Source organism: Mesorhizobium sp. M7D.F.Ca.US.004.01.2.1 (assembly GCF_003997785.1).
In the GTDB taxonomy this organism is placed as follows: domain Bacteria; phylum Pseudomonadota; class Alphaproteobacteria; order Rhizobiales; family Rhizobiaceae; genus Mesorhizobium; species Mesorhizobium loti.
On sequence record NZ_RZRQ01000040.1, the window covers coordinates 1 to 14070 of the forward strand.

The following is a 14070-nucleotide window of genomic DNA, read 5'->3' on the forward strand; positions in this document are numbered from 1 at the left end:
GCAACCGGCTTGTCGACGCCGACATTGACGCCGCAATGGAAGGTCACGCCCTCGCCCTGCATCTGCTCGATGCGCCGGTCGATATAGTGCTTCTCGATCTTGAAGTCGGGAATGCCGTAACGCATCAGCCCGCCAGGCCGGCTCTCGCGCTCGTAGACATGGACGTCGTGGCCAGCGCGGCCAAGCTGCTGGGCAGCCGCCATGCCGGCAGGGCCGGAGCCGATGATGGCGACCCGCTTGCCGGTCTTCTTCTCCGGCGGATAGGGCCTGATGTGGCCGGTTTCATAGGCCTTGTCGGCAATCGCCTGCTCGACCGTCTTGATGGCGACGGGAATGTCCTCGAGGTTCAGCGTGCAGGCTTCCTCGCAGGGTGCGGGGCAGATGCGGCCGGTGAACTCCGGGAAATTGTTGGTCGAATGCAAGTTCCGGATCGCGTTGTCCCAGTCGCCATTGTAGACGAGGTCGTTCCAGTCCGGAATCTGGTTGTGGATCGGGCATCCCGTCGGCCCGTGGCAGAACGGAATGCCGCAATCCATGCAGCGCGCGGCCTGTTTCTCAACCTCCTTGTCCGACATCGGCAGCGTGAATTCACGGAAATGCCGGATGCGATCGGAGGCCGGCTGGTACTTATGCACCTGCCGGTCGATTTCGAGAAAGCCTGTTACCTTGCCCATAGTCCAGTTCCTGCTGTCCAGATGGTGCGGTTTTCGCCGCACCCGTTAACCTCTTGAGGCAGCCATGGCAACCTTGCGCCCGAGGTCAAACTGTCGATGAAGATAGGCCGGGAAGCCTGGGCACCCCGGCAATTGCAAAAGCCTATTCCGCCGCGACGCCCATGCGCATGCGTTCCATCTCGATCAAAGCGCGGCGGTATTCGACCGGCATGATCTTGCGGAACTTCGGCCGGAACGTCGTCCAGTCGTCGAGAATCTCGCGACCACGTACCGATCCGGTGTAATGCACATGGTTCGAGATCAGCTGGTAGAGCCGCTCCTCGTCATGGCTGGTCATGTCGCCGGAGACGTCGACGCGGCCCTTGTGGTCGAGGTCGCCGCCATGGTGCAACAATCTCTCCATCAAATCGTCTTCTTCCGGAACCGGTTCCAGCTCGACCATCGCCATGTTGCAGCGCTCGGCGAAATCGCCCGCCTCGTCGAGTACATAGGCCACGCCGCCCGACATGCCGGCGGCGAAGTTGCGGCCGGTCTTGCCGATGACGACGACGATGCCGCCGGTCATGTACTCGCAGCCATGATCGCCAACGCCTTCGACGACGGCGGCCACGCCCGAGTTGCGCACGGCGAAACGTTCGCCGGCGACGCCGGCGAAGTAGGCCTCACCCTCGGTCGCGCCATAGAGCACCGTATTGCCGACGATGATGGACTCCGCCGCGACGATCTTGGCCTCTTCCGGCGGCCGGATGACGATGCGCCCGCCCGACAGGCCCTTGCCTACATAGTCGTTGCCAGCGCCGACAAGCTCGAACGAGATGCCGCGCGCCAGGAACGCACCAAAGGACTGGCCGGCGGTGCCGGTCAACTTCACCGAGATCGTATCCTCGCGCAGGCCCTTGTGCTTGAAGCGCTTGGCCACTTCGCCCGACAGCATGGCGCCGGTGGAGCGGTCGACATTGCGGATGTCGACCTCGATCTTGACCGGTTGCTTGCTTTCGAGCGCCGGCTTTGCCAGTTCGATCAGCTTGCGGTCGAGCACGTCGTCGATCGGGTGCTTCTGCCGCTCGGTCCAGTGCACCGCTTCATGCGGCGCATCCGGCTTGAAGAACATCTTGGAGAAATCGAGCCCGCGCGCCTTCCAGTGCACGATCAGGTCGCGCTTTTCCAAGAGATCGGTGTCGCCGATGATCTGGTCGATATGGGTGTAACCCATCTCGGCAAGCAGACCGCGAACCTCTTCCGCCACGTAGAAGAAGAAGTTGATGACATGCTCGGGCGTACCCTTGAAGCGCTTGCGCAGCACCGGATCCTGCGTCGCAACGCCGACCGGGCAGGTGTTGAGATGGCACTTGCGCATCATGATGCAGCCGGCCGCGATCAGCGGCGCGGTCGAGAAGCCGAACTCGTCGGCGCCGAGCAGCGCACCTATGATGACGTCGCGGCCGGTGCGCAAGCCGCCATCGACCTGCAGCGCAACGCGCGACCGCAAGCCGTTCAGCACCAGCGTCTGGTGCGTCTCCGCAAGGCCCATTTCCCACGGGCTGCCGGCATGCTTGAGCGAGGTCAGCGGCGAAGCACCGGTGCCGCCATCATAGCCCGAGATGGTGATGTGGTCGGCGCGTGCCTTGGCGACGCCCGCCGCAACCGTGCCGACACCGACTTCCGACACCAGCTTGACCGACACGTCGGCCGCCGGATTGACGTTCTTCAGATCGTAGATCAGCTGCGCCAGATCCTCGATCGAATAGATGTCGTGGTGCGGCGGCGGCGAGATCAGGCCGACGCCCGGCGTCGAATGCCGGACCTTGGCGATGGTCGCGTCGACCTTGTGGCCGGGCAGCTGGCCGCCCTCGCCGGGCTTGGCACCCTGCGCCACCTTGATCTGCATCATGTCGGAATTGACCAGGTATTCGGCCGTGACGCCGAAGCGCCCAGAGGCGATCTGCTTGATCGCCGAGCGTTCCGGGTTCTTGCCGCCGCCGGGCAGAGGCAGATAGCGGTCGGCCTCTTCGCCGCCCTCGCCGGTGTTCGACTTGCCGCCAATCTGGTTCATCGCGCGCGCCAGTGTGGTGTGCGCTTCGCGTGAGATCGAGCCGAACGACATCGCCCCGGTCGAGAACCGCTTGACTATGTCGGCCGCCGACATGACGTCGTCGAGCGCGACCTTCTCGCGGCCGGTTTCCTCAGCCAGCTTGAGCCTGAACAGGCCACGAATGGTCTGGGCGCGCGCCGTCTCGCTGTCGATCTGGGCGGAATAGTCCTTGAACGTTTCCCACGATCCCTGGCGCACGGCATGCTGCAAGGTGGCGACCGCATCGGGCGACCAGATATGCGCCTCGCCGCGCATGCGGAACATGTATTCGCCGCCGACCTCCAGGCTGTTGCGCAGCACAGGGTCGTTGCCGAAACCGTCATTGTGGCGGCTGAGCGTCTCCGTCGCGATCTCGTCCAGCCCGACGCCTTCGATGAGCGTCGCGGTGCCGGTGAAATATTGCTGCACGAAATCGGTCTTCAGCCCGATCGCATCGAAAATCTGCGCGCCGCAATAGGACTGGTAGGTCGAGATGCCCATCTTGGACATCACCTTGAGAATGCCCTTGCCGATCGACTTGATGTAGCGCGAGACGACTTCGTAAGCGTCCACCTCTTTCGGCAGTTCGCCGCGCTTGTGCATGTCGAGCAGCGTGTCGAAGGCGAGGTAAGGGTTGATCGCCTCGGCGCCATAGCCGGCAAGACAGCAGAAATGATGCACTTCGCGCGGCTCGCCGGATTCGACGACGAGGCCGACCGAGGTGCGCAGCCCCTTGCGGATCAGGTGATGATGCACTGCCGCCGTCGCGAGCAGCGCCGGGATGGCAATGCGGTCCGGCCCAACCTGGCGGTCGGACAGGATGATGATGTTGTAACCGCCGGCGACCGCCGCCTCCGCCCGCTCGCACAGGCGGTCGATGGCGCCCTGCATGCCTGCGGCCCCTTCGGCGGAGCCATAGGTGATGTCGATCGTCTTGGTGTCGAAGCGGTCCTCGGTGTGGCCGATGGAACGGATCTTTTCGAGATCGCCATTGGTCAGGATAGGCTGGCGCACCTCAAGCCGCTTGCGGCGCGAATTGCCGACCAGGTCGAAGATGTTTGGCCGCGGCCCGATGAAGGACACCAGGCTCATCACCAGCTCCTCGCGGATCGGATCGATCGGCGGGTTGGTGACCTGGGCGAAGTTCTGCTTGAAATATGTGTAGAGCAGCTTCGACTTGTCCGACATCGCCGAGATCGGCGTGTCGGTGCCCATCGAGCCCACCGCTTCCTGGCCCGTCGTCGCCATCGGCGACATCAAGAGCTTGGTGTCTTCCTGGCTGTAGCCGAACGCCTGCTGGCGATCGAGCAGGCTGACATCCTTGCGCAGCGCGCGTGGTTCGACCGGCTTCAGATCTTCTAGGATGAGCTGCGTGTTGGCGAGCCAGGTCTTGTAGGGATGCTTGGTCGCGATCTCCGACTTGAGCTCCTCGTCGGAGACGATGCGCCCCTTCTCCAGGTCGATCAGAAGCATCCGGCCGGGCTGCAGCCGCCACTTCTTGACGATCTTCTCCTCCGGCACCGGCAGCACGCCGGCCTCCGAGGCCATGATGACGCGGTCGTCGTCGGTGACGATATAGCGCGCCGGGCGCAGTCCGTTGCGGTCGAGCGTGGCGCCGATCTGGCGGCCATCAGTGAAGACCACCGCCGCCGGTCCATCCCACGGCTCCATAAGTGCTGCATGGTATTCGTAGAACGCCTTGCGATCGGCATCCATGAGCTTGTTGCCGGCCCAGGCTTCCGGGATCAGCATCATCATGGCGTGGCTGAGGCTGTACCCGCCCTGGAACAGGAACTCGAGCGCATTGTCGAAGCAGGCGGTGTCGGACTGACCGTCGTAGGAAATTGGCCAAAGCTTCGAGATGTTGTTGCCGAACAATTCGGAATCGACCGAAGCCTGCCGCGCCGCCATCCAGTTGTTGTTGCCGCGCACGGTGTTGATCTCGCCATTGTGGGCGACCATGCGGTAGGGATGCGCCAGCTTCCACGACGGAAACGTGTTGGTCGAGAAGCGCTGGTGGACGAGAATCAGCGCGGTTTCGAAGCGCGGATCGATCAGGTCCTTGTAGTAGGCACCGACCTGATAGGCCAGGAACATGCCCTTGTAGACGATGGTGCGCGCCGACAGCGACACGCAATAGGCGCCGATGTCCTTGTTGTCGTTCTCGGCATAGATGCGACCCGATATGACCTTGCGCAGCAGATAGAGCCTGGCCTCATACTCCTCGTCATCGGTAATGTCTGGCGTGCGGCCGATGAATATCTGCCGATGGGACGGCTCGGATGCCACGATGTCAGGCGCCTTCGACAGCGACGAATTGTCGACGGGCACGTCACGGAAACCGATGAGCGGAAGCCCCTCGGATTGCGCCGATTCGGCAATGATGTCCTCGATATGGGCGCGGAGCGCCGCGTCCTGCGGCATGAACCAGTGTCCGACGCCGTACTGACCCACCGGCGGCAGGTCGATGCCCTGGGCTGCCATCTCTTCGCGGAAGAAACGGTCGGGAAGCTGCACCAGCACGCCGGCGCCATCGCCGACCAGCGGATCGGCGCCGACGGCGCCGCGATGCGTCAGGTTTTCGAGCACGGCCAGCCCGTCCTTGACGATCTGATGCGACTTCACGCCCTTCATGTTGACGATGAAGCCGACGCCGCAGGCGTCATGCTCGTTGCGCGGATCGTAAAGGCCCTGGGCGGAAAAGCCGTTGGCGGTTCGGCCGATATTGGATCGCAAGGTGTTTTTGACGGTTGCCGCTTTCGTCTGCGCGGCCTGGCCGTTCGTCGCAGAGTGCGTCATGTCCGTCATCTCCTGTCCTCCATTCCAGCCCTTCGGGCGCTGGTTTGCCTCGGCAAGCACTTGGCTCACCCTGATCCTTGCGGCACGTCTTGCGAAATCCTTGCCGAACCAGGCGACTTTCCGCATGGTTCGTATTCGTACAGGCCAGAGGTATTCCTACTGGCAACAGTCTGGCCGTCCACCTGTCGCTCGCGGCAACAGCCGGAGAGGCCCAAATGATACGCCAATCCGGCTTGTTTTGTGCGACAAAATAAGACAGCACTACTGTCCTAAATTTTTATGACAGAAATCCCGGACGCACACAAGACCGATTCACAAAAAACTTGGGCCTTTCGCGACAGAAAATGTCGTGAAGTTGAGGAAGAACGTAAGCTTCAGTCGCAGGCCTCTTCCTTGCCGGCTGGCTGGCTTTACCGATTTTCCTGCGCCTGCCCCCTTGCGATCAGCACGTGAAACCGGTCAACTTCCGGCTGATTTCCCCAGAACCCCGATTTCCCAAGACATAGGCAGAATGCATGTTCTTCGCTTCCGACAACTGGGCAGGCGCCCATCCCGATATCGTTGCCGGCCTGTCGGCCGCGGCCGGCGGCTTTTCCACTGCCTATGGCGACGGTGCGCTCGACCAGGCCGTCTATCAGCGCTTCAGCGAGATTTTCGAACGCGAGGTCGCGGTGTTCTTCGTCGCCACCGGCACGGCCGCCAACTCGCTGGCGCTGACCACTTACAACAAGCCGGGCGGCATTTCCTTCGCCCACCGCGAATCGCATGTCATCGAGGATGAATGCGGCGCGCCGGTGTACTTTTCCGGCGGCTCGCGCCTGCATGACATCGATGGCCCGCTGGGCAAGATCGACCCGCACAATCTGGAAAGGACCATTGGCCGTTTCGCGCCCGAAATCGTCCATTGGGGACGGCCGATGGCTGTTTCGATAACCCAGTCGACCGAGGTCGGCACCATCTACGGGCTGAATGAGATCGAGACGATCTCGGCGATTGCCAAGAAGTATTCGGTGCCCCTGCACATGGACGGCGCCCGCTTTGCCAACGCGCTGGTCGCGCTTGAGACCACACCGGCCGAAATGACCTGGAAACGCGGCGTCGACATCCTCTCCTTCGGCGGCACCAAGAACGGCTGCTGGTGCGCCGAAGCGATCGTGCTGTTCGATCTCGACCGCGCCAAGGAGCTGGCCTTTCTGCGCAAGCGCGCCGCCCAGCTGTTTTCGAAATCGCGTTTCGTCGCGGCGCAGTTCGAGGCCTATTTCAAGGACGGATTGTGGCTGGATACCGCCCGCCACGCCAACGCGATGGCCGCGCGCCTTGCCGCGGCGATCGAGGATTCGGCCACGGCAAAGCTGGCCTGGCTGCCGCAGGCAAACGAGGTGTTCGCGGTGATCAAGAAGGCCGAAGCCGAAAAGCTGCAGGCAGCCGGTGCCGCCTTCTACGACTGGCACAAGCCGCATGGCTTTGACGGTCATATCGGCGAGGACGAGTTGCTCTATCGCTTCGTCACCAGCTTTGCGACGACGGCCGAAGATGTCGACCGCTTTGGCCAGCTGATTGCCTGATAGACCGGGACAATGGAACACAGCGGATCAGGTTTGAGGACACATCGGCGGTTTTGCCGTTCGCTTCACTGGACGGCTCAGTTGCGGGCGGTGCTGGTCACGATACTGCTCGCTTCCAGCCTGCAAGGCGCTTGGTCCCAGACCTGTTCGATGACGGCCGCCAACGGATCGTATGGCGTGGTGGACATCCTGAGCGGTGCGGCTGACGATACGACGACAACCTTCTCGATCAATTGCACCGGGACGGCCAACCAGACGGTGCGCCTGTGCGTCGAACTGTCACCCGGTCAGACGAACGCCGCCGGCAATCGCCGGCTGGCGTCCGGCTCGGAGCGGCTGGTGCATGAACTCTACAGCAATGCGACGCGAACGACGATATGGGGATCGTGGGGCCTGGCGACGACAGCCTACGGCCTCTATCCCATCGGGACGACCTACGATCTCGGCCTCGGTTCCTCCGGCAGCGCCAATGCTACGCTGACGGTTTACGGCAGGGTATTCTCCAACCAGACCACCTCGGGACCTGGATCATATACCTGGACCATGACCACCGCGCCCGCCGCCGCCTATGACTACAGGACTGCCGCGGCGTGCCCGACAGGCAGCCGGCAAGCCACCTCCAGCGGCTCCACCTGGACCGCGACAATCAACGCGAACTGCAACGTTTCGGCCACCAACGTGAATTTTGGCTCGGTCGGCGTGCTGGCATCGAATGCCGATTCGACGGGTTCGGTCACGGTTCAATGCACGGACGCGACCCCCTACAACATCGGGCTCGGCGCCGGAACCGGATCCGGCGCCACGGTCGCCAGCAGGAAGATGACGAGCGGCATCAGGACTGTGACCTATTCGCTCTACAGCGACACCGGTAGGACCACCGTCTGGGGAAACACGATCGGCACCAACACCGCTAGCGGCACCGGCACCGGGCTGGACCAAGCATACACCGTATACGCCCGCGCCCCTGCGCAGACCACGCCTGCGCCTGGAACGTACACCGATACAATCGTCGTCACGGTCACCTACTGACAGGCCACAGGCGGCGGCCCCTATGTCAGCGGCAAGCGACCGGAATGACCACTTGCCCGTTTGCTTTCGGCGTGTAGCCGAACGCTGCCTGGCACGACCCCTTGGCGGTTTCGGCTGCGACGATGTTCTCGCGTGCCAGTCCCTTCACATAGGCGCGCCCGTCATAGCCGATGACGAAGTCCTGATTACCATTGATCGTGCCATGCGACCCGGCCTCGAGCGGCTGTCCATCAGGCCCCGACAGGATGAGGACGGCCGCGTCCACATTCGTGCGAACCCGGAAATCGACCCGAACTCCAGCCCGGTCGGCTGGCGCGATGACGTCCTGCGTTGTCGCGACGTCGGCGTCGACGGGCAGGTTGGTCGTGTCGATGGCGATCTTGTTTCTCTGATAGGAGCGCAGGCGCGGCAGCAGCAGCCGGCCCTTTGCATCGGTGACGCCCGACGGTCGGTTTTCGTAGAGCACGCCGACATTCGGCAAGCCTGTTTCGATGACGGCGAAACTGTCGTCGATCCGGTCTGTCAGGAAGATGCCGGATCCCATCGTTGCGATCGCCCCGTCGAACTGGGCTGTCGCCGTGGTGCCGGAGTTCGAACGGGCGACGTCGGCGTCGGCACGCCCGTGGGAAGAACGATAAGAGACCGCCGCGGAGCCCTCCGCGGATCGGCCTTGGGTGACGCTGGCCCGCCAGCCAAGGCTTCCCGGTTCCTCGCCGAGCGGCTTGCTCACGTCGGCGATCACGTCGAACCTGCCCCTGGCGGCGGAAATGGCCGTCGATGCCATTGTATCGCCGCCGATCGGGATCGACAGCCCGGCGAAGAGGCCGGCGTTGCGTCGCCCGCCAAGTTCGGCGAACGCGGTGGCATTGAGATAGCCGAAAGGCAGCGTTCGCGAATAGGAGGCGGTGAGTATCCTGGAGCTTTCGCCGCAGGCCGGTGTCAGATCGATGTAGCTTGCGCTGATGCTGCCGCTGTCGAAAGACAACGGGGTTCCGACGGAAATGCTGTTGACCATCTTCGGGGGCCTGGATCGGGACGAAGCATCAGCGGCGCCTGGATCGAATGACAGCAGATTGAGGAAGGCGTGACCGGCCGTTCCGCCGTCCTGAAGCCGATCGGTCACCGAGGCGAGATCGTCATAAGAACCGAAGGTCATCTGCGAACTGGCATTGATGCTGAGGGTCCGGACCCTGATCTCGAATGAGGCATAGGACTGCAGGCCATTGCCCGCTTCGCTGCGGCTGCCAGCCAGCGCGAACGAGGCGATGCCTAGCGAGCCGGTGCGCACCGCCATGCCGAGCCCGCCATTGACCAGATCCTTGCCGGCCTCAGCGTGGCTTTCCAGCGTCAGCCAGTCGTAGATACCCTTTCTCAGGCTTGCCGATATGACAGGCTGATTGGCGGCATAGGCATCCGACGTCGTCGCATAGCCGTGCCTGGGCAGGCCGGCCTCCAGCGAGAAGTCGAAGAGGCCTGGCTTTAGCAGGCTGGGCGAGGCGTAGAACGGTACGCTCGTGCGCGTCTCATGGCCGGCCGCATCGCGCAGCACGACAAGTGCCTCGCCGCCACCCGTGGTGACTGGAATGTCGGTGATCTGGAACGGACCCGTGTCAACCGTGTGCGAATAGGTCTTCAGGTCGTTGACATAGACGTCGACCGTCGACGGCACTGCCGCGCTGCCGCTCACCGAGGCAAGCGGCTGCGTGATGAGGTCCGCTCGAAGCCCGAAATTGCGGCGCGCCTGAAGCCCGCCAATGCGTATCGGCCGGGTCCAGGCAAAGCCGCCGGAAATCGCATCGCCAGCCTGATATGTCGTCAGCGTCGCCGGGTCCGAATAGGTATAGGCGGTGTCGAGCCTCAATGCATCGGTGCGTCCATTGTCCGCCAGCCGCAGGATCGCCGACTGGCCGAACGTGCCAACCGGCGAAAAGGCCCTCGCGTCGAGGGTTGTGGAAACACCGCTGAAGGAGAAGCCGCTTGCGCCGGGCTCCTGCCGCGACGCCGCGAACAGATTGTAGTTGAGGACACCGCCGAACCCTGCCTGAATATCCGGCGATGCCTCGTGATCCGGCGCCGCGTCATATGACATTGTCCCGCGCAAGCCATTGCCGATGGTCAGGAAAATGCGCTGCTCCGCCACCTCGTAGCGGTAAGCCAACCCCTTGATATTGTCGAGCATGATGGTTGCGGCGTTGGATCGGCCCTTGCCCGGATCCAGTCCCAAGTCCCGCAACTCATCCGGCTTTGCGCCCAGATGCCGCCCGTCGGTAGATACGAATGCCGCGATCTGATTGGTTGGAGCGCCGTTGATGAAGACTTCGAGCTGAAGCTGCTGGACCGCCCCCGAAGCCTGATTGGATAGTGTCAGCGCGGCGGCCAGTGTCGACATTGCCAGCAGGCAAGCCGCATTCACGGTGCAGCGACAACCGGCGCAACGGCGTTGATCGTGCCATCATTGCCTTGGCCGGAGATCGAGACCGATCCCTTGGCGGCAAATTTGCGCCCGCCGGCTGGTGCCGTCCAATGCATTGCCGACTGGCCGAGCGCATATCCGACGAGCCCGCCCCCGAATGAGATCTTGTGTCCACCTGCGTCACGCAGCGAAAGTGCGGAGATGCGCAGGCGCATACCGCCCTTGTTTCGGGCCGAAACGATCAGCCGCCCGGCCTGCCTCGAGACAGTCCAGTCGACGGCCGGCGGCGTTTTTTGTGGAGAGCTGAAAAAGACCGGAATAGAATGGCGAATCAGCAGTCTCACGGTGCCGGTCCTTGTGCGGTTGGCATCAGGAAGTTCGTCCACCAGAAGACGATAGGCTTCCTCGGCCGCTATGGGCCGCTTCGTCACGCGCACGATGCGTACGACATAGTCGGCGCCAGGCACGAGCGTGACGGCGGGAGGCGAGGCAACGACATCCTCCGTCGGCGTCAGGGATTCGTTGCCATTCACTTGCGTCCAGCGAAAAACACGAATCTGCACATTGGTCGGCGTCGGTCCTTCGTTGCGAAGCGTGATGGTCGACGATGCACCGGGAGCCACGACGTCGACGAGGGCGGGTTGCACCTGGAGGGACTCCGCCCATACCGGCGCACCGCTGAAAAGCAGTGCTCCCGCCAAAATCCAAGCCAGCTTTGTCCAGCTCATTTCCCGCTCCCCCAAATGCCGACCGCCAAGTGACAGCCTAATCCTAATAGGTCACCGTGACCGTTACCGTGTCCGTATAGGCTGCTGGCGCAGGCGTGGACTGCGTCGGCACGCGTCCATATACGGTAAAGCTCTGGGCAGAACCGGTGCCCGTCGCCGAAACCGTGTTGGTTCCGATTGTGCTGCCCCAAACGGTCGTTCTGCCGCTGTCGCTGTAGAGTGAATAGGTGATCGTCGAGGCGCCATTGGTCATCTTGCGCGCCGCAACCGTCGCGCCCGAACCAGTGCCGGCGTCCAGACCAATGTTGTACGGGGTGGTGTTCGTGCACTGAACCTGGACCGTCGACGTCTGGTCGACATTGGCCGCAATGACGCCCGATGAACCGAAGTTCAGCGTCGAAGCGCTGCTGATCGTGCAGGATGCGGTGATGGTCATCTGCACGGTCATGTTTGTTGTCGTCGTCGTAGCGCTTGCCTCACCGCTGAAAAGCGCTGAGATGGCCAGGCACGCTGCTGTTTTGCGCCACATTCGAAGAGGGTCCTTTTCCAGTGTTTCAGTGAGAAGGCGAGGCGGGGTTGGACGCTGCGAAGCCGTGAACGAGCCGAACTGGAATATGTTCGAGCATGGTTAATAAGTAATTGATTATTTAGAACAAGCTAAAGAAAGATAGAGGAGCCGCTGATGGGCAGCAGAGGCAGAGCGGACCTTGCGTATCGACGGCATTCACGCAACGCCGGGTTCGGATGGCAAACCGGAATCAAAAACCCCTCGTTTTCGACCGCAGCCAAAATCGAGGGGTTGGAACCAGTCAGGCGGCGCCTTTCGGCGCCGCCTTGCGTTGGGAGGCTATTGGTCTAGTTGGCGGTCTTGGCCTCGATCTGCTTGGCTTTGGCCGAAGACGCCGTAATGGCGATCTTGCGCGGCTTCAGTTCCTCAGGGATGTTGCGCTTGAGATCGACGAAGAGCAGGCCGTTCTTCAGCGAAGCACCGACGACTTCGACGTGGTCGGCAAGCTGGAAGCGACGTTCAAAAGCCCTCGAGGCAATGCCGCGATAGAGCAGTTCGGACCCTTCGCCGGTACCCTCGTCCTTGCGCTCACCTTTCACGGTCAGCACGTTGCGATGGGCTTCGATCGAGATCTCCTCGTCCGAGAAGCCGGCAACCGCCATCGAGATGCGGTAGGAATCCTCGCCGGTGCGCTCGATGTTGTAGGGCGGATAGGTCTGCGCGCCATCCGGCTGCGCAAGCGAATCCAGCATCGTGAAGAGACGGTCGAAGCCGACGGTCGAGCGATAAAGCGGGGAAAAATCAACGTGACGCATGAGGTGTTCTCCTGTTGAGCAACATGGTTTGCGTATGGCCGGTGCGAAACCCTTGAGCGGCGTTTCGGCTGGACCAGCGGCCCCGACATTGGCGACCGCATGAGACATTTGGGGAGCGCTCGAAAGCATTTCAAGATTTCACCTTGCGGTAAAAGGCGTGGGGCCGGTCCCTTGATGAACGGCAGATGAACCGGTGCTTCGGCGCGCGTTCAGACAGCCGGCGCTAGAGTGCATTCCAGGATCAAGGATTGGCGGCGCCGATTGCACAACAAGCGCCGCAACGAGGCCGAACCGGGTGTAACGTCCCTTCCTCCCGGATCGACAGAGGCCGGAAGCACGCTTTCAAGCGGCTTCCGGCCTTCCCCGTTGCAGCCTCCCGTCACCGGGAATTCCTTGGCTTTTGGCGCATGGGCGTCTATCACCTTAGCGGAGCCGGCCAGCGCAGGCGGGCATGCGAGACGCCGAGCACGAAGCGCCGAATGACGGATCTTTTCACCGAGAACTCCCTTTTTCACGAAATTGAGGGCAATCCGCGGCCGGAAAACGCCACCGGCGGCTTCTTCACGACGCGTGACCGCAAGAATATCCGCTACGGCCTGTTCGGCGCGGTCGCTCGCCCGATGAAGGGCACCGTGGTGCTCCTGTCGGGCCGCAACGAGTGCATCGAGAAATATTTCGAAACCATCCGCAACCTTGCCGATCGCGGCTTCGGCGTCGCCACCCTCGACTGGCGCGGCCAGGGCGATTCCGACCGGCTGATCCGCGATCGCCAGCGCGGCTATGTCAGGAGCTTCCGCGACTATACGGCAGACCTCGAACAATTTTTCGAGGAGATCGTGCTGCCCGATTGCCGCGGCCCGTACTACATCCTCGCCCACTCTGCCGGCGCCACGATCACGCTGCTTGCCGCGCCGTCCATGGTGAACCGCGTGCGGCGCATGGTGCTGATCGCGCCCTTCCTGACACTGCCCGATCTGCCGGTCTCGATATCGACGGTTCGCCGCGTCTGCTCGTTGTTCTGCGCTCTCGGCCTCGGCCGGCTCTATGCCGCCTGGGGTCCGCGGCCGAAGGTGACGGCCCCCTTCGAGACCAACAAGCTGACGTCTGACCCGGTACGCTATCGGCGCAACACGCGGCTCTACGAAGAACATCCGCAACTAGCGCTTGGCGGTCCGACGATCCGCTGGCTGCGGGAAGCCGCGAAAGCCTCCGAAGCCGTCAGCGATCCCGAGTTCATGGCAAGAATTCAGGTTCCCATGCTGATCATCGCCGCCGGCGCCGATCAGGTCGTCTCGACCAAGGCCGTGGAAGCCTACGCCAGGCGTCTGCGGCTGGGCTCGCTGCTGATGATCGACGGCGCACGTCATGAAATCCTGCAGGAAGCCGACATCTACCGCGAGCAGTTGCTCGCCGCCTTCGACGCCTTCATTCCCGGCAGCGACGACCCGACTGCCTGATAGGCGCCGGT

General features: G+C 62.7%; 9 protein-coding genes. 3 read left to right on the top strand and 6 right to left on the bottom strand.

Annotated features, from left to right (window positions below; genetic code table 11):
- Positions 1-674 (bottom strand): glutamate synthase subunit beta (locus tag EN993_RS08985; protein WP_164757586.1); only part of this gene is annotated, 674 nt, incomplete at its 3' end.
- A gap of 142 nt (positions 675-816) precedes the next feature.
- Positions 817-5553 carry a glutamate synthase large subunit gene (gene gltB / locus EN993_RS08990; RefSeq protein WP_109661229.1) on the bottom strand — a complete coding sequence of 1579 codons (4737 nt, stop codon included), beginning with the start codon at positions 5551-5553 and terminating at the stop codon, positions 817-819.
- A gap of 506 nt (positions 5554-6059) precedes the next feature.
- On the opposite strand from gltB, the gene EN993_RS08995 reads away from it, so the two are divergent.
- Together EN993_RS08995 and EN993_RS09000 are read left to right on the top strand one after the other, a co-directional pair.
- Positions 6060-7109: a low specificity L-threonine aldolase gene (locus EN993_RS08995; protein ID WP_126070355.1), complete on the top strand. Its 1050-nt coding sequence runs from the start codon at positions 6060-6062 to the stop codon at positions 7107-7109.
- 12 nt (positions 7110-7121) lie between these two features.
- Entirely contained in the window at positions 7122-8138 is a 1017-nt protein-coding gene (locus EN993_RS09000) for a spore coat protein U domain-containing protein (RefSeq protein ID WP_109659266.1), read from the top strand.
- Between the two features lie 25 nt (positions 8139-8163).
- On the opposite strand, the gene EN993_RS09005 is transcribed toward EN993_RS09000, so the two are convergent.
- The 4 genes from EN993_RS09005 to EN993_RS09020 all read right to left on the bottom strand — a co-directional run bounded on the left by EN993_RS09005 (position 8164) and on the right by EN993_RS09020 (position 12602).
- Positions 8164-10527: a fimbria/pilus outer membrane usher protein gene (locus tag EN993_RS09005; protein WP_127262986.1), complete on the bottom strand. Its 2364-nt coding sequence runs from the start codon at positions 10525-10527 to the stop codon at positions 8164-8166.
- A gap of 20 nt (positions 10528-10547) precedes the next feature.
- Positions 10548-11279: a molecular chaperone gene (locus EN993_RS09010; RefSeq protein WP_206532357.1), complete on the bottom strand. Its 732-nt coding sequence runs from the start codon at positions 11277-11279 to the stop codon at positions 10548-10550.
- Positions 11280-11322: 43 nt separating this feature from the next.
- Positions 11323-11808 (bottom strand): spore coat U domain-containing protein, encoded by a 486-nt coding sequence (locus tag EN993_RS09015; RefSeq protein WP_109659262.1) that lies wholly within the window; start codon positions 11806-11808, stop codon positions 11323-11325.
- 326 nt (positions 11809-12134) lie between these two features.
- The gene (locus EN993_RS09020) at positions 12135-12602 is read right to left on the bottom strand and encodes an Hsp20 family protein (protein ID WP_109659260.1); all 468 of its coding nucleotides are present in this window, start codon (positions 12600-12602) and stop codon (positions 12135-12137) included.
- A gap of 479 nt (positions 12603-13081) precedes the next feature.
- Between EN993_RS09020 and EN993_RS09025 the strand changes: the two genes are divergently transcribed.
- Entirely contained in the window at positions 13082-14059 is a 978-nt protein-coding gene (locus EN993_RS09025) for an alpha/beta hydrolase (protein WP_127262987.1), read from the top strand.
- Positions 14060-14070 lie beyond the last annotated feature (11 nt).